Source organism: Citrobacter sp. Marseille-Q5395, from assembly GCF_947057495.1.
GTDB lineage: Bacteria > Pseudomonadota > Gammaproteobacteria > Enterobacterales > Enterobacteriaceae > Citrobacter > Citrobacter murliniae.
Map to the genome: position 1 here is coordinate 28,814 of NZ_CAMSEL010000010.1, position 17,312 is coordinate 46,125.

Below are 17,312 nucleotides of genomic sequence, written 5' to 3' on the forward strand. Positions count from 1 at the left end.
CAAAAAGAGGCGTGGATTCCGCTAAACACTGGTTTTTAGTGCGTCAGATCTCTATAATCTCGCGCAACCTATTTCCCCCTCGAACACTTTTTAAGCCGTAGATAAACAGGCTGGGACACTTCACATGAGCGAAAAATACGTCGTCACCTGGGACATGTTGCAAATTCATGCACGTAAACTGGCGAGCCGCCTGATGCCTTCTGAACAATGGAAAGGCATCATTGCCGTTAGCCGTGGTGGTCTGGTGCCGGGCGCATTGCTGGCGCGTGAATTGGGTATTCGTCATGTTGATACCGTATGTATCTCCAGCTACGATCACGATAACCAGCGCGAACTGAAAGTGCTGAAGCGTGCCGAAGGTGACGGTGAAGGTTTCATCGTTATTGATGACCTCGTTGACACCGGTGGTACCGCCGTTGCCATTCGCGAAATGTACCCTAAAGCACATTTCGTCACCATCTTCGCTAAACCAGCAGGCCGCCCGCTGGTGAATGATTATGTAGTTGATATCCCTCAGGATACCTGGATTGAGCAACCGTGGGATATGGGCGTGGTGTTCGTCCCGCCAATTTCTGGTCGCTAATCAATAACGCTTTCAACGCCTGGCCATGCCGGGCGTTGTTCTTTATTAAGCCCCATCAGGTTACAATGCGCCTTAGTGAGTATTCATGGAGGCCGCAAGAATGTCACAGGCTAACCTCAGCGAAGTTCTGTTTAAACCCCGCTTCAAACACCCTGAAACGTCAACGCTTGTTCGTCGTTTTAATCACGGTGCGCAGCCGTCCGTGCAATCGGCTCTGGATGGAAAAACAATCCCGCACTGGTATCGCATGGTTAACCGTCTGATGTGGATCTGGCGTGGTGTCGATCCGCGTGAAATCCTTGAAGTGCAGGCTCGCATCGTCATGAGCGAAGCGGAGCGCACGGATAAAGAGCTCTACGACACGGTAATTGGTTACCGTGGTGGGAACTGGATATATGAGTGGGCAAAGCAGGCGATGGACTGGCAACAAAAAGCCGCCCAGGAACAGGACCCACAAATTAGCGGACGCCACTGGTTGCACGCATCCACGCTGTACAACATTGCTGCTTATCCGCACCTGAAAGGCGACGAGCTGGCAGAACAAGCTCAGGCCCTCGCGAATCGCGCCTATGAAGAGGCAGCTCAGCGCTTGCCCGGCACACTGCGTGAAATGGAGTTTGCCGTCACTGGCGGCGCGCCCATCACGGCCTTTTTACATATGCCAAAAGGTGACGGTCCGTTCCCGACCGTATTGATGTGCGGTGGTCTGGATTCAATGCAAACGGACTACTACACCCTGTATGAGCGCTATTTCGCCCCACGTGGTATTGCGATGCTGACGCTGGACATGCCTTCGGTCGGATTCTCATCTAAATGGAAACTGACACAGGATTCCAGTCTGCTTCATCAGCATGTTTTAAAAGCACTGCCTAATATTCCGTGGGTGGATCATACCCGTGTAGCTGCGTTTGGTTTTCGCTTTGGCGCTAACGTGGCAGTACGCCTGGCGTATCTTGAACCTTCGCGCCTGAAAGCGGTGGCCTGCCTTGGGCCGGTGGTTCATGCGCTGCTCAGTGACCCACAGCGTCAGGCTTCTGTTCCTGAAATGTATCTTGACGTGTTGGCCAGTCGCCTGGGTATGCACGATGCCTCAGATGAAGCGTTGCGGGTTGAGCTAAATCGCTATTCATTAAAAGTACAAGGCCTGCTGGGAAGACGCTGCCCAACACCGATGCTTTCGGGATTCTGGAAAAACGATCCGTTCAGCCCGGAAGAGGAGTCTCGCTTAATCGCATCTTCATCTTCTGACGGTAAGCTACTGGAGATCCCGTTCAATCCGGTGTATCGGAATTTTGACAAAGCGTTGCAAGAAATAACCGGGTGGATCAATCATAGATTGTGTTAATAGATTGCTAAATTTTATTGATTTGGTAAAACAGTTGCTTCACCTAAGGAGATCGCAATGACGTTACCGAGTGGGCACCCGAAAAGTAGATTGATCAAGAAATTCACCGCGCTTGGCCCGTACATCCGGGAAGGGCAGTGCGAAGATAATCGGTTTTTTTTCGATTGTCTGGCTGTTTGCGTCAACGTGAAACCCGCACCGGAGAAACGTGAATTCTGGGGCTGGTGGATGGAGCTGGAGGCACAGGAAAAACGCTTTACGTACAGCTACCAGTTTGGTTTGTTTGATAAAGACGGCAACTGGACTGCCGTGCCGATTAAAGAGACTGAAGTGGTAGAGCGGCTGGAATACACCTTGCGTGAGTTCCATGAAAAATTGCGTGGGCTGTTAACGTCGCTGAATCTGGCGCTGGAACCTGCTGACGATTTTAAGGATGAACCGGTTAAATTAACGGCATAATGAACAGTAAAATGCCGGATGGCGGCACAACCCCATCCGGCATTTTTTATGCTATATCAGAACTGGTAGGTCATACCCACCGCGACGATATCATCGTTGTTGATGGCCAGCTTATTATCGCTATCCAGCTGGTTGATTTTATAATCAACAAATGCCGACATATTTTTGTTGAAATAATATGTTGCACCAACATCGATATAATTCACCAGATCTTCATTGCCTACGCCTTCAATATCTTTGCCTTTCGACAACACATAACCTAGTGACGGACGCAGACCAAAGTCAAATTGATACTGGACAACCGCTTCGAAGTTTTGTGTTTTGTTGGCAAAGCCACCGGAAATAGGTGTCATATTGCGTGTTTCAGAATACATTGTCGCAATATAAATATCGTTGGCATCATATTTTAAGCCCGTGGCCCAGGCTTCCGCTTTATCACCTGTCCCGCGGCTTTGCAGATTTTGCTGATTCGTACGATCGGAATTGGTGTAAGCGCCGCTGATAGCGAAATCGCTGCCGCCAAAGTCGTAGGTCACAGAAGTACCAAAACCATCACCGTTTTGTTTCTTCACATCGCGGTCCTGGTTTTTGCCCTGGTATTGCAGGGTGAGATCCAGACCATCTACAACGCCGAAGAAGTCGGTGTTACGGTAAGTCGCCAGGCCGCTGGCGCGCTTGGTCATGAAGTTATCGGTCTGCGCGGAAGAGTCGCCACCGAATTCCGGGAACATATCCGTCCACGCTTCTACGTCGTACAGCGCGCCCAGGTTACGGCCATAATCAAAGGAACCGAGATTTTTTAATTTCAGACCGGCGAAGGCCAGACGCGTTTTTTGCTGGTTTGAATCGCTTTCGGCTTTATTGCCCGCGAACTCTGCTTCCCAACGACCATAACCCGTCAGTTGATCGTTAATTTGCGTTTCGCCTTTAAAACCTAAACGGATATAGCTCTGATCGCCGTCTTTGCTGTCATAATCCGTCATGTAGTGCATGGCTTTTACCTTGCCATACAAATCCAGTTTATTCCCGTTCTTGTTATAGATTTCTGCTGCCTGTACAGATGCCGATGCAACAATACCCATCACCACTAATGCCAGAGTGCTCTTTTTCATTTTCATTCCTGATTTAAAGTACGCGCTTAAATTTTTCTGGGTGTGATCCCCGTTTAAAAACAGGATGGTTTTTATCGTCCGGGAATGAACGTTTTATGACAAAGTAAGAATATTTTTAAAAAAGGATGTTTTTTTATTTCTGTAATAAATGCGTCAAAATCTGCCGCTACGCTTGCTGATCCTGCGCAATAAAATTTCATGCTTTGTGCGCTGGTTGTTGGCAACCGGGGCCAGTCCTGCTAAAACGTTCGTTTGATATCATTTTCCCCAATTTTGAATGGCAGAGAATCATGAGTGACAGCCAGACGCTGGTGGTAAAACTTGGCACCAGTGTGTTAACAGGCGGATCGCGCCGTCTGAACCGTGCCCACATCGTAGAACTGGTTCGCCAGTGTGCGCAGTTACATGCCGCAGGGCATCGTATTGTTATCGTTACCTCGGGCGCTATTGCCGCCGGACGTGAGCATCTTGGTTATCCAGAACTCCCGGCAACCATTGCTTCTAAACAGTTGTTGGCGGCGGTAGGGCAGAGCCGATTGATTCAACTGTGGGAACAGCTGTTTTCGATTTACGGTATCCATATCGGGCAGATGCTGCTGACGCGTGCGGATATGGAAGACAGAGAGCGTTTCCTTAACGCCCGCGATACGTTGCGCGCGTTGCTGGATAACAACATTGTTCCCGTCATCAATGAGAATGACGCTGTTGCGACCGCGGAAATTAAAGTCGGTGACAATGACAACCTCTCGGCGCTGGCGGCGATTCTGGCCGGGGCCGATAAGCTGCTGCTGCTCACCGATCAGCAGGGGCTGTTTACTGCTGACCCACGTACCAACCCGCAGGCAGAACTGATTAAAGATGTTCACGGCATTGATGATGCGCTGCGTGCCATTGCCGGGGACAGTGTTTCTGGTCTGGGAACGGGCGGCATGGGCACTAAGCTCCAGGCTGCAGACGTTGCCTGCCGCGCCGGCATCGATACCATTATTGCCGCGGGCAGCAAGCCTGGCGTCATTGGCGATGTGATGGAAGGTATTTCCGTCGGCACACGTTTTCATGCCCAGGCCTCTCCGCTGGAGAACCGTAAACGCTGGATTTTTGGTGCTCCACCTGCTGGGGAAATTACCGTCGATGAAGGCGCAACCTCAGCCATTCTGGAGCGCGGTAGTTCATTACTGCCAAAAGGTATTAAAAGCGTGACAGGTAACTTTTCTCGTGGTGAAGTGATTCGTATCTGCAATCTCGAAGGGCGTGATATTGCCCACGGAGTTACCCGCTATAACAGCGACGCGCTACGCCGTATTGCCGGACACCACTCACAACAGATTGACGCGATTCTTGGCTATGAATACGGCCCGGTTGCCGTCCATCGCGATGATATGATCACCCGTTAAGGAGCAGGCATATGCTGGAAAAAATGGGCATTGCTGCCAAAGCAGCGTCATACAAACTGGCGCTACTCTCCAGCCGCGAAAAAAACCGCGTGCTGGAAAAAATTGCTGATGAACTGGAAGCGCAAACGGAAAGCATCCTCAGTGCGAACAAGCAGGATGTCGATCAGGCACGTGAAAACGGTCTGAGCGAGGCGATGCTTGACCGCCTGGCGTTGACTCCCGCGCGTCTGAAAGCGATCGCTGACGACGTACGCCAGGTCTGTAATCTCGCAGACCCGGTAGGGCAGGTGATGGATGGTGGTCTGCTGGATAGCGGCCTGCGTCTGGAGCGCCGCCGCGTTCCTCTGGGCGTAATTGGCGTGATTTATGAAGCTCGTCCTAACGTGACGGTTGATGTGGCCTCTCTGTGCCTGAAAACAGGCAATGCGGCGATCCTGCGTGGCGGGAAAGAGACTTACCGCACTAATGCGGCGACCGTCGCGGTGATTCAGAAGGCGCTGGAAGCCTGTGGCTTACCGGCAGCGGCCGTACAGTCGATTGATAACCCGGATCGTGCTCTGGTCACTGAAATGCTGCGTATGGATAAGTATATCGATATGCTGATCCCTCGCGGTGGCGCGGGCTTGCACAAGCTATGTCGCGAGCAGTCGACGATCCCGGTAATCACTGGCGGAATTGGTGTCTGTCATATCTATGTTGATGATAGCGCTGAGATAGCACCGGCGCTGAAGATTATTGTTAACGCTAAAACCCAGCGTCCAAGCACCTGTAATACCGTTGAAACGCTGCTGGTGCATCAGAATATCGCTGAACGTTTTCTGCCTGCGCTGAGCAAGCAGATGGCGGAAAGCGGTGTGACGTTACATGCAGACGAGGCGGCGCTGGCATCACTGCAAGCGGGACCTGCCAACGTGGTGGCGGTAAAAGCGCAAGAGTACGATGATGAATTTCTGTCGCTGGATCTGAACGTGAAAATCGTTACCGATCTGGATGATGCCATCGCCCATATCCGTGAGCACGGTACTCAGCATTCCGATGCGATCCTGACGCGAACCCTGCGTAATGCCGATCGTTTCGTTAATGAAGTGGACTCTTCCGCTGTGTATGTTAACGCCTCTACCCGTTTCACCGACGGTGGCCAGTTTGGACTGGGCGCAGAAGTCGCCGTAAGTACGCAAAAATTACACGCGCGTGGCCCGATGGGGCTGGAAGCTCTGACCACATACAAGTGGGTAGGCTTTGGTGACGACACGATTCGTGCGTAATTGAAACCGGGTGATGCAAAAATAGGCGTTTGATTCGCAAGGTTAATGCATCGCCCGGTTAGTTTTACCTTTTACCCCTAACCCGCATTTGTTTTCAGTTCTGCATTTTATTAATCATCCCATCCAGACGGATTTTTATCCATGCTCTCCTCTGTGTCAGAAAGGTAATATTTCACAGAATTTTCTCGCGCAGGCATGAATTTTCCTGACCTGCGGTTCATGTATTGTTTCCATGGTCCGATCTATTAGAATCAGTCTCATTTTTATGAGGAGTTGTTGCGTGAAATCGGATATTCACAAACATAGCATTCCTGTTGTGCCGCTCGGCAACCCGTTTCCCCCCCGCCATTGCTCGCTGTGTCCAAAGGGATCGGCGATTGATCGTGATAATGAATACAGATTAATAGACAAAAGAAGGAAGTTTAAAGCGGGTGACACAATTGCTCGGCAGGATGAAGCTGCGGACATGTTTTTTGTTATTCATGAGGGGTACTGCAAGTCCAGCGTGGAATGTGGCGATAACGTTTTTATCAGTCGCTTTTATGTTCCGGGAGATATTATGGCGCTGGATGCTGTTGAAGGCAGAACGTATCTGACAACTATCAAGGCCGCAACGGCTGCAGAGGTATGCCATATTGATATTGCGCGGTTGTTCAAGGTAGCAGAAAAGGACACTTCAGTTGCTGCGGCAGTCATCAAGTTTCTCTGCAGGGATAATGGATTCATTGTTGAAAAAAGGCGGCGTTACGCAAATAAACACGCTGAGGCCAGAATTGCTGCTTTCCTGGTGGAGTTTTACGAGATGCATTTACGGATTGGCAGGCCAGAAACGACGCTTAAGTTGCCATTCTCTCGGGAGGAAATTGCCAGCTATCTCGATCTAAAAATTGAAACTGTCAGCCGCTCATTAAAATCACTCGAACAACAAAATTTGATTACCTTACATCGGGTACGCACAGTAACAATAAATAGTTATCTGGGTTTAAAAGGTTTTAGCTAAATCTCTCTTCGCCGGGCATTATTTATCTCTTGATACACTAGGAATATTCTATTTATGTGGAAAATTCCTAGTTTTATTTTTGTGAAATAATTATCAATTCGAATACTAATCCTACAGGTTATCGTCTTTTTTATAAGAATATTCCCCCTCATCTAAATATTTCATGAGAATTTTCTTGTTGGGTTAAAAATTTAGCATAATTGCAACAAATAATAAGCATTATAGAGAAAGCATGGAGGTGTTAATTATCTTTATGTTTTGTAAGGATTTTGATGGGATTATATTTGTATGATCTTTTTGATATTTATCAAAAATATAAAAAAGATAAATTGTTTGGCATTTCTTATTTTCTCGGATGATAATTCTGAAATTTGGTGTGTTATGAGTAATTATGTCTTAGGAAACTTCTTAGAGAGTTTTTTTGCGGGAAAATTCTTAATTTTTTTGTAATTTTGCGTTTCAGGGTTTGTTGAGATGTTATTTGATTCAACTGATAATTTTTTGGCGCGGCAATTCTGGCTCGCAATTAATGGAACCGCTGGAGTGACTTAATAATAAGACTCGGTGGTGAGTTTGTTCTTAGGAGAAGATAAAAATGAAAAAATTATTATTAGTAACCTCTCTGGCTTCTGTATTTGTTGCGGCAAATGCAATGGCAGATGTTACTGCTTCTGCAACGGCCTCGTGGGACGCGACGGCAACAAAAGATACCACCAGCATGTTGGTTGTCACCCCGCTGAACTCTTTGACTTTCCAGTATGCTGAAGGACTGAATGCTTTCAACTCTCAAGACGGTGCTTTTGATGTGACCATTCAGGGTCAGGAGACGGCAACTGATTTTGAGCTGACAGCTCAGATCATTAGCAACACTCTGACCAACGCCAGTGGTGATGCTTCTACACTGAACGTAGGGGTGGCATGGAATGGCACCGCGCTGACTAATGCATCAGATACTGTCCTGGTAAACTCCAGCTCAACTTCTGGTCTTGAAAGCCTGATGGCTGATGGTGCTTATAACGGCACCGCCCGTGTCAGCGATCAATCCAACTTCAAATTCACCATCGCGTCAGCGACTTCCAATGGTAGTACGCAGGTAACGGATTACTCTGAACTGCCGGACGGTTATTGGACTGGTGATGTAAAAGTACAGTTCAATGCAACCTGGACGACTCCGGCTGCCTAAGCAATAAAAATTCGGGAGAATTTTTTCTCCCGAATTTATCAGGAATGGTGTCATGAAAAAATATTTACCGGCAGCAATGTTGGTAGGGTTAGTAGCATCTTTTCCCGGATGGGCAATTAATGTCGGTGAAATCACATCGATAATGACTTCTGCTGAGAGTTCATTATCGAAAGAAATTACCAATACGACAGACTCGGCACGTTATGTCAGCGTTTCGGTAAAACAATTGTCATCTCCTTTGGCGGGTGGTGTCGAAATAAAACCTGTTAATTCCGGAGAATTACTCTCTACACCAGCCAATCTAATTCTTCCTGGTCAGGCGAAGGATGTGTTTCGCTTTTTTTATAAAGGGCCAGCAGATGATATTGAGCGTTATTATCGTCTGCAATGGGTAGATGAACCGGTGACCGAGAGCGCGGAAACTCGGGCAAATAAAATGGCTGTTGCAACAGCGTCAGCTGAAATTGGCACTATCCTGGTGGTCGCTCCGCGAAAAGAACATTTTGAATATAGCCGAAATGGCGATGTTATTACCAATACTGGCAATGTTTCGTTTCGCGTGATCGCCTATGGGGCTTGCAAGGATAAGGCTCGTGATCAGGGGCGAGGCTGTCGCGAACGTTATTACATTATGCCTGGTACGAAAATAAAATTACAGTTTACCGACATTAGCAATAGTCGTTCACGCATCGGTATCTGGCACGGTAAGCAGTTTATTACAGTGAAGTGATGGTCAATAGCAGCCATCTGTACGGGATAAATAAAAATACCGGAATGTAAGGATGCATATGACAACAACAAATATTGTCGGCGGTAGCATTTGTTTTTTTCTTGCGCTGACACCAGGATTTTCACATGCAGCCCCAGTAAAAGTGGGCAATTACGTTATTCCCAGCGCTTTCGCCCGTTCACTGGAGCAGGGAATGACGGTGCCGGTATATATTCGTTACAACGAGACTGACGAGAAAAGTCAGCAAAAAATTGCCGATGCGGTGATTTCGCTTGTTGATGGCAATATTACAGTAAAAGCTCTGACTCTCGCTGAATTGCCTAATAATGCGGTGTTATCTGGAAAAACACGCGCGATGGTGGAAAAAATTCGTGATGTGAAATTTCATGATAACACGAATATAGAGCTATCAGATGACGCGCGCCTGCAACTCAATGTCTCTTCATTTCACCTGGAGATGATTGTCAGCAAAGATGCATTAACTGAAGCGATTGTCGCGCGAAGCAGTCTGCTTGGACCTTCCAGCGTGGACTCTCTCTCTAACGTCCTGAACTATAACTTTGGTTCTTACTACAACGATTATCGTAACGGCAGCAGTACCCGCAGCTATCTGACGATGGACAACACAACATCGCTGCGTGAACACCATATCAACATTAATGGTTCGTTCTACGGCATAGGTGACAGCAATGGTACCAGTAAACTATACCGTGCGATGTATGAGCGCGATTATGAAGGGTATCGACTGGCGCTAGGGATGCTGGACACCTGGAATGTCCAGTCGATTGCCAGCCTGAATGCGCTTAATGGCGGTAAAATTTATGGCGTGAGCTACGGAAACAAAGGAAGTACCGTTGTTGAAAATACCGCGCTTTCGCTCACACCGATCACCGTATTTTTGCCAGCAGCTGGTGAAGTTCATGTATTCCGTGACGGGCGTTTGCTCAGCGTACAGAACTTTAATATGGGCAGCTATGAAATTGATACCAGTCGTTTTCCGTATGGTGTTTATGACGTCACGGTAGATATCGTGGTTAATGGCCGGACAATTAATAGTCGTATTAGCCGGGTTAATAAAATCTTTGCACGCCAACAAGCTGCCGGAATTGATCAGCTCTCATGGCAGATTTTTGGTGGCTCACTGGATTACGACCGTGTGAGCTATAAACGTAACCATTATCGGGATTTGGGCAGTGAGCAGACCTGGATTGCCGGAGGGGCTGCATCGGTGACGCTGGCGATATTGTCGGGATTAGGTCTGAAATCGACGATCTACGGCTTTGACAATAATATGGTCAATGAAACGGACGTCACGCTCAATGTGAATGAATACGTAAGCATTGGCAATCAGACGCTGGTGGCGAACGATTCGTCATGGCGAAACATCAGTAACATCAATCTCAATGTACCTGAGGGATATGGTTCTCTTTGGGCATCTCGTGAAGATAGTAAAATTGGCGATCGTCTGCCCATGCAGGAGCGTGACAATTATTCCATTGGTGGAACTCTTAACCTCGGAAAGTTTATTCCTCATGGAGGCTCGCTTACTGTTAGTCAGACGGAGAATCGTTACTCGGGAAATAAATACCGTAACCTGGACTACAGCACAACCCTTTATTCTGGCAGATATGCCTCGGTTGGGTTACGTGCAGGTATTCAACGCTATTACTACAACAACCGAAATGACGATGGACGTCAGGAACGTTATGTCAGCCTGGATTTATCGTTACCGTTGGCTTCGTGGTTGAGCATGGGGGTCTCCCGGGATCGCTATGGCAGCACCCAGGGTAATCTCAGTGCACGAAAGCAGTATGCTGAAGGCCCCATCAAATCGGTCGGATTGTCGGCATCAACACGTCTGAGTGGTGAACAGTATTACGATAACAATTACTCTATAAACGGGAATCTGAGTTATGACACGAAATATAACGCAGGCACCGTATCGGTAACGCGTTCCGCAGACAACTCCACCAATATGAACTTCTCTTCTCAAGGTTCCCTGGCGTGGGCAGGTAAAGATTTTGGTCTGAGTAAAGAGAGGCAGCGGTCTGGCGTCATTGTGAAAACAGATTTGACCGGCGAGGGGAAACTGGCTGCGAAGATTAATAACCGTAATTATATTCTCAGCGGCAAATCAAATTTCATTGCACTGCCGCCTTATGCTCGGTACAAGCTGGAGATCCTCAATGATAAAAACTCTGAAGATAGCTTCGATATTGTTTCAGGGCGTAAGCAGGAACTGACGCTATATCCGGGCAACGTGGGTGTTATCAACCCTGAAGTGAAAAGCATGGTCACCGTATTCGGGCGTATTCGTTACCCCGATGGGCAGTTGGCTGCAAATACCGATATCCATAACCACATCGGTAAAACGCGTACGGATGAAAAGGGTGAGTTTGCTATCGATATCGATAAGAAGTATCCGGTCATTACGTTAATTTCAGCCAATGGCAGCATATGCGAAGCCGATCTCGATTTGGAAAAAACACGCGGTGCAGCGTGGGTTGGTGATGTGAAATGTGCAACGCAAACCACGATGGCGCAGAGGTAATAAAATGAAAGTATTAATTAAATTAGCTACTGTAATATGTGCTGTGGGGAGTTTCGCGCCTGTGCCTGCTTTGGCTTTGAATGCAATCTCTTCCGGCTCAGTCAGTAATAACTATTTGTTTATTGAAAATGCCATTGATAGTGAATACTTTATTACCCCCTCGTTACTCGATCCGCGTTTCAGCGGGTCAAACACGTGGATAAAATACGGTACCTCTCAGGTGAGTCTCGGGTATTTAGGTTTTGTCGGCTGGACTGCGCCTGGAAATTATTATCAGGACATGTGGATTGATAATTCCCCGATTAATGGACCTTTTCGGGGGATCCGTTGTTATAGTGGCACCCAGTGTCCATCAACTGGGTTTATTGCCGGGCAAGGCACTGACAAAAACGGTTTTTATCATGCGCAAGTAGGGTCTGTCGCAGGCGTTATTGGTGGCGCCTACGGATTCGCCTCTCTGACTGATACTGCCTATGAATACTTTCGTAATGTGCCTACCGGTAGCAGCGAAACCTATGTGTTCAACCGCTGTTATACTTCTGTAAATTATGATTATTCTTCCGGGCAACGCTGCAAAGACCAATCCACTGGATTATGGAATTACGTTAATTACACGTTAACCAAACGCGGGCATCTGTCACTTGTTTCGACTAATGCATTTCAAGAACTTTGGGTTGCCAGCGACGGTACCCCGAGCATTACCAAAGACTCCGGTTATTGCGAGCTTGGCGTGGTAGGTAGCACAGACGGCGTGATTTGCAAAATGGTGAGTTTTAACCTGCAACAAACGGCAAACCTAACCACCTACTTAACATTTCGCGCTTATGTTGACACGGCGATGCTTGGTTTTACACCAGGAGCGGCCACAGTGAGATACTCCGGGAATGGTTCAAACTGGTATAACTATAATACTTCAACTGTTTATTCCAACGTTTTCACGACTTCTGGAGAGTACATTTATATTTTTCTGTCGAAAGCATTTCTGAAAAATCTCGTTGATTCAGGTATCAGCATTACTAACAGTCAACCGTTTACCTTCGGTTTTTATAATAGCCTAACACCAGAGTCAGGGCACTACCAGTTTACCCCTTCGCTACAGCTCAATATTGTGCCGAAGGAGTATGGGATCAGTATCATCTCTTCGGATAACACCGCTTCTGCGAGCGGCAGTGGCACGATTGGCGATGCCGCTCCTATTGAAATGGATTACACCGTAACCGTCTCGGGTCCCCGTCAGGCCGATAGCATTACGGCACAAGTTATCGGGGAGAGTACGACGATAAATAGCGTGCCTTACTGCCTGTTTACCTCCACGCAAGGAGGACTGTCCGTCCCAATCCCCGCCTTTCTTCAGTACAACAGTCAATCGGGGGGCGTGGTGCAGAAACGAAATAGCTGTAGTGAAGCGGCAATCAACATGAGTGATGCGCAGTGGCAACAGACGCCCTGGGACGCAAATAACAACGATGACGGAAGTTACTATGCTACTGATTTGAAGTTGCTTTTCCCAATGAATGATTCGCGTTCGATGTTAACCGTTACCGGTACAGACTGGGAAGGTGTCGTCAGTGCCAGTGGTGAGATAAAAGTAACGGCGAATTGGGTGGGAGTGACGCCATGAGCCACTGCCGTCTGGCACTTAGATGGGCATTTATCTTTCTTTCCGGGCTGTCTGCATTCTCCGCACAGGCTGTCTACCTGGAGTCGACCATTTATGAGATGCCATCGGATAAATCGTTTATCAGCAAACGAATCTATAACGATAGCCAGAAACAGAATTTGTATAGTATTGGCGCAGTAAAAATTGATAAACCGGGTCCGGGAGGTGAAAACAGAAGTGCCATTGCTGAAGGCGAACTTCTGTTTACACCGCTGAGTTTTTCACTGGCACCGCAGGCGAGCGAGTTTTTTAAGATTTTCTACCGTGGTCCGCAGGATGATAAAGAACGCTATTACCGAATTCTGTTTCGCGAAATGCCGATAACGTTGTTTACCGAGCGTAATCAAGAGAAAGGAGGGCAGGCTCTCCCGGTCATCGCTATGGACACAATATTGGTTGTTCGCCCAAGGGAAATGAATCTGGCTTATACCATTGATGAGGCAAACGGGACACTGAAAAACACCGGGAATACTTTTTTTAAAATCATCATACACCAGGGGTGCAACTCAACCGATGATGAAGCCACCATGCGTTATGTGTTACCGGGGGAAAGCTGGCATAGTAACGAACTGAAATCAAAAAACCGAAAATTTATCGTTGCGCTGCAGAAATACATACCTGTGGGCCAGGGGTGCTTCAAACTCAATCAATAGTAAGCATTGAGTCTGATCTGATATGCCATGATTAGATATTGAACCTATACTGTAACCATCTATATAAAATGTAGTAATCAGCTCAGCACAGATGAGGCTATGGTTATTTGTTTTCAATATCACGGTATTTAAGAGCCAGTAGTATGAAAAGTATAATTAATGATCAGGTTGAGTATGATTCCACCAGCAAAAGCCTGAAACATCGCGATACTACAATAATCCTTTCGGCGTCTACAGTGAGACTACTTGAGTTATTTATTGCCCATAAAAATCAACAACTCCATCGCGATTTTATCATTGAAGAAGTATGGGAAAAGCATGGTATGGCTCCATCGGGTCATAGTCTTAATAAAAGTATCAGTATTTTGCGAAAAGCCTTTAGTGAGTTGGGGGCGGGAAATCCCATTGAAACGCTGCCCCGGCAGGGATTTTTGTTCCATGCTTCGATCTGCGACGAATCGACATCTTCCAGTGGGGATGAAGTTGTGAGTTTGGTATCTGAAACGGAAAAGGTGCTCTCATCCGTAAGACCTAAGCGTAAAAATATTATTCTGCTCATTTTATTATTTTTTTTACTTGGGAGTGTTTTTTTCATATTGCCAGTTTTTAATTCAGGCACCACGAATTTTATCTATATTAGGGCAATAGGTGATTGTGAACTTTATACTGCAGATGACAATAACGCTGATAAAACTAAAGCGTTTTTATCTTCTGATATGTGGCGAAAAGTGAATACGGTTTGTCATGATGGTAAGAAAACGATTGTTTTTTATGATGACAATAATTTATCAGCAGGTAACTCTCTTAAAGAGAACTTTCTCGGAATTTGTTCGCTAGGTAAAGGAGGTGCTGCTCATGAATGCGAAAACTTTATTTATTAGTGTGGGTGTCATCCTTGCAATAATAGCAGCATTCTATCTTTATCATCATCATGATTCGGAGACGCTGACCTGTTCTGCCAAAAATTATCTGCATCTGGAGGCGCAAACTCAGGGTGTAAAGATTGAAGGTGAAGTTCTGCTGGTTTTTCGTATTTCTTCCGCTACAAAAGGGAGGATATCTCAGGTGGGAAGCCTTAATGTTCAGGGTAAACATTACGCCGTAGATCGTAATGTCGAATTGAACTTTATAGGTAAAGATCGCGATGGATACCTACAGACCCGCCGTGTGGCTACCGTAAAAAATAAAAATGATAATGTCCCTGATGAAGTTACAGACCTGCTCATGTCACGTCAGGATATTTTCTATTACAAGATCATTCATATCGCGGGAAATGTTTATGCGATAAGAGATCTGCGACGTACGCTCATGGTTTGTCGGGCAGCATGAATTGCAATAAAGTATTATTTCCACGGTTGTTTGTGGTTGTATATTTTGTTGCTGTTTGAATTGTGGTTTTTTATTTTGCCTTGCTGTGAAAGTGAGTAAAAGGATTTGTACTTATAAAACATTAGGAATTTTCCTTTTTTAATATTTAAAATGGCCTTACCATTTGTTGGGAATACTCATGTGGATAATCGTGATTATAAACTCTGAAACTACGTGATATGACTTATGGATAAAGTTAATTTGCGAATCGCATTATAATTGCTGGAGGCTGAAGGTGTTGTATATTCTCTCGTTTATAAAACGAGGGACCTGCTATGCCATAAATTTAAGTTGGTGGTAACTATGAATACGAAAAAGGTTTTTCTGCTCAGTTATGATATTTTTCTTTTCTCAGGAATAAAAGCATGGTTGCCAAATCTGGTGTTGGTCGATGCGCGGACATTTATTTCTGGTACGCCGTCAGTTACTCTACAATATCCGTCCTGTTTGCTGGTTATCGATAACCGGTTACCATTATTCCTGGTCAGGAAGTGGTTCCAGAGAAACAGTACACAGTTTATTAATATAAATTGTATTGTTCTTCGGATGAATGAAACCCGTCCTGTTAATCGGGGGTACGAGGAGTATGCCTTTATTAGTGGACGGGAGTTGTCGGATCAATTGATTTCTCAGCTAAGAGCCAATCTAATGGAACCTAATGAGGTTGTGGAAGTCACTAAAGGTTCAACAATGTTTACTTTTCATTTGACTGAATTTGAAGAGGAAATGCTGTATGCATCATTCACAAAAGAAAAGTTGCACGATTTTTGTATTGCTAACTCGCTAACAATTAAGTCAGTGTATCGATATCGGGAAAGAATTACTGCCCGACTAGGATTTTCTCATTTTAATGAGGTTGTCATTTTTTTGACCCGGAATAATTTATTGCATGAAGATTATCCGACAAACAGTCATTCTGCAGAGAATATAATTTACGGCGATGCATATGATGCCTCAGATTCTAGTAGACTGAGTATGGCAATAAGGAATGAAGAAATCATTCCTTATTTTCAACCCATCGTAAATATTAGTGGGGACGTCTGTGGTGTTGAGGTTTTAGCTCACTGGCCACAGGGTCATAACTATGCCATTTCTCAGCGTGAGTTTATTCCGCTGGCAGAGAAAAGTGGTTTAATTAATGAGCTGACGAGCTATTTAATGACCACCGTTGCGCGTGTACTGGTCGATGGAGGTGAGGGTATCAATAAAACTCTATTCGTCTCATTTAATGTTAGTCCATCTGGTTTAAGCAACCCCGTCTTTTATTGGGAATGCCTTAATTTCATGGAAATAACGCAAAGGCTACCGATTAAATTGATGATTGAAATAACCGAAAACCAGACCCTCACTATCACTCCGGCAATCAAAGAGCTGATACGATCACTGAGAAACAGAGGGGTGCTGTTTGCTTTAGATGATTTTGGGACTGGATACGCTAACCTTTGCTATCTCAATGAGTTAGAACTTGATGTTATAAAAATTGATAAAACGTTCATCAAGGCTATTAAAGAGGTTGAGCAACATATTCCTATGCTCGAGTCAATCATTCACCTTTCCGGACTATTGGGATTGCGTATGGTCGCGGAGGGCGTTGAATACGGCTATCAGCAGCAGTGGCTGGGAAAAAATAATGTTGATTACCTGCAGGGTTATCAATTTTTACCGCCAGTGACGTTTGATGATTTTATCCGGTATTACAAGCAGTCTGTAAGTATGTTTGAATCAGTGTCTGACTCCACTTTCTCAACGTAGAGCCTTTCGGGAGTGAGAAGGGCATAAGACTTAGTACGTGCGTGTGTTAAAAGCCGTATGGTTATCTACACTATTTTTATTTCCGGAGCATCAGGGGCAAATGCCTCCGGTGCAGTTTTTTTGCAGAGACAGGCACGATAGGTTTTGCCTGTCTGGTTAAGGAGATATCCTGTTGCGAGCGAAGCATCATTTGTTTATTTATCCTAAACGGGTTATTCATAGCTGTGTAAGTGTTAATCGCTAAAGTCCCGAGGTTA

Annotated in this window: 15 protein-coding genes; 14 read left to right on the top strand and 1 reads right to left on the bottom strand. The window is 46.0% G+C overall.

The window, feature by feature from the left end; all coding sequences use genetic code 11:
• Positions 1-124 precede the first annotated feature (124 nt).
• The 3 genes from gpt (at position 125) to crl (ending at position 2,387) form a co-directional block, all read left to right on the top strand.
• On the top strand, positions 125-583 hold the full coding sequence (gpt, locus tag OH663_RS12600; RefSeq protein ID WP_003031380.1) for a xanthine phosphoribosyltransferase: 459 nt from the start codon (positions 125-127) through the stop codon (positions 581-583).
• A 100-nt stretch (positions 584-683) separates the two neighbouring features.
• A complete protein-coding gene (gene frsA, locus OH663_RS12605) occupies positions 684-1,928 on the top strand; it encodes an esterase FrsA (RefSeq protein WP_045440242.1) in 1,245 nt (414 codons plus the stop codon).
• 57 nt (positions 1,929-1,985) lie between these two features.
• Positions 1,986-2,387 carry a sigma factor-binding protein Crl gene (gene crl, locus OH663_RS12610; RefSeq protein ID WP_045440244.1) on the top strand — a complete coding sequence of 134 codons (402 nt, stop codon included), beginning with the start codon at positions 1,986-1,988 and terminating at the stop codon, positions 2,385-2,387.
• Between the two features lie 56 nt (positions 2,388-2,443).
• On the opposite strand, the gene phoE is transcribed toward crl, so the two are convergent.
• Positions 2,444-3,499 carry a phosphoporin PhoE gene (phoE, locus tag OH663_RS12615; protein ID WP_045440249.1) on the bottom strand — a complete coding sequence of 352 codons (1,056 nt, stop codon included), beginning with the start codon at positions 3,497-3,499 and terminating at the stop codon, positions 2,444-2,446.
• A 290-nt stretch (positions 3,500-3,789) separates the two neighbouring features.
• On the opposite strand from phoE, the gene proB reads away from it, so the two are divergent.
• From proB to OH663_RS12670, 11 genes are all read left to right on the top strand, one after another.
• Positions 3,790-4,893, top strand: a complete 1,104-nt coding sequence (gene proB / locus OH663_RS12620; protein WP_045440251.1) for a glutamate 5-kinase — start codon at positions 3,790-3,792, stop codon at positions 4,891-4,893.
• Between the two features lie 11 nt (positions 4,894-4,904).
• Entirely contained in the window at positions 4,905-6,158 is a 1,254-nt protein-coding gene (gene proA / locus OH663_RS12625; RefSeq protein ID WP_045440254.1) for a glutamate-5-semialdehyde dehydrogenase, read from the top strand.
• A 280-nt stretch (positions 6,159-6,438) separates the two neighbouring features.
• On the top strand, positions 6,439-7,158 hold the full coding sequence (locus OH663_RS12630; RefSeq protein WP_048222009.1) for a Crp/Fnr family transcriptional regulator: 720 nt from the start codon (positions 6,439-6,441) through the stop codon (positions 7,156-7,158).
• 595 nt (positions 7,159-7,753) lie between these two features.
• On the top strand, positions 7,754-8,341 hold the full coding sequence (gene ecpA / locus OH663_RS12635; protein ID WP_045440258.1) for a common pilus major fimbrillin subunit EcpA: 588 nt from the start codon (positions 7,754-7,756) through the stop codon (positions 8,339-8,341).
• A gap of 52 nt (positions 8,342-8,393) precedes the next feature.
• Positions 8,394-9,071, top strand: a complete 678-nt coding sequence (locus tag OH663_RS12640; protein WP_045440260.1) for an EcpB family pilus assembly chaperone — start codon at positions 8,394-8,396, stop codon at positions 9,069-9,071.
• A 58-nt stretch (positions 9,072-9,129) separates the two neighbouring features.
• On the top strand, positions 9,130-11,622 hold the full coding sequence (locus OH663_RS12645) for a CS1-pili formation C-terminal domain-containing protein (RefSeq protein WP_200013301.1): 2,493 nt from the start codon (positions 9,130-9,132) through the stop codon (positions 11,620-11,622).
• 4 nt (positions 11,623-11,626) lie between these two features.
• Complete coding sequence (locus OH663_RS12650) at positions 11,627-13,243, top strand: hypothetical protein (protein WP_048222008.1); 1,617 nt, start codon at positions 11,627-11,629, stop codon at positions 13,241-13,243.
• Positions 13,240-13,935 carry a fimbrial biogenesis chaperone gene (locus OH663_RS12655; protein WP_200013302.1) on the top strand — a complete coding sequence of 232 codons (696 nt, stop codon included), beginning with the start codon at positions 13,240-13,242 and terminating at the stop codon, positions 13,933-13,935. The genes OH663_RS12650 and OH663_RS12655 overlap by 4 nt, the downstream gene beginning before the upstream one ends.
• A 143-nt stretch (positions 13,936-14,078) precedes the next feature.
• Positions 14,079-14,816 carry a winged helix-turn-helix domain-containing protein gene (locus OH663_RS12660; protein ID WP_200013303.1) on the top strand — a complete coding sequence of 246 codons (738 nt, stop codon included), beginning with the start codon at positions 14,079-14,081 and terminating at the stop codon, positions 14,814-14,816.
• Positions 14,791-15,264, top strand: coding sequence for a hypothetical protein (locus OH663_RS12665; protein ID WP_200013304.1), 474 nt, complete (start codon positions 14,791-14,793; stop codon positions 15,262-15,264). Before OH663_RS12660 ends, OH663_RS12665 begins: the two co-directional genes overlap by 26 nt.
• 342 nt (positions 15,265-15,606) lie before the next feature.
• Positions 15,607-17,055 carry an EAL domain-containing protein gene (locus OH663_RS12670; protein ID WP_263525766.1) on the top strand — a complete coding sequence of 483 codons (1,449 nt, stop codon included), beginning with the start codon at positions 15,607-15,609 and terminating at the stop codon, positions 17,053-17,055.
• Positions 17,056-17,312 lie beyond the last annotated feature (257 nt).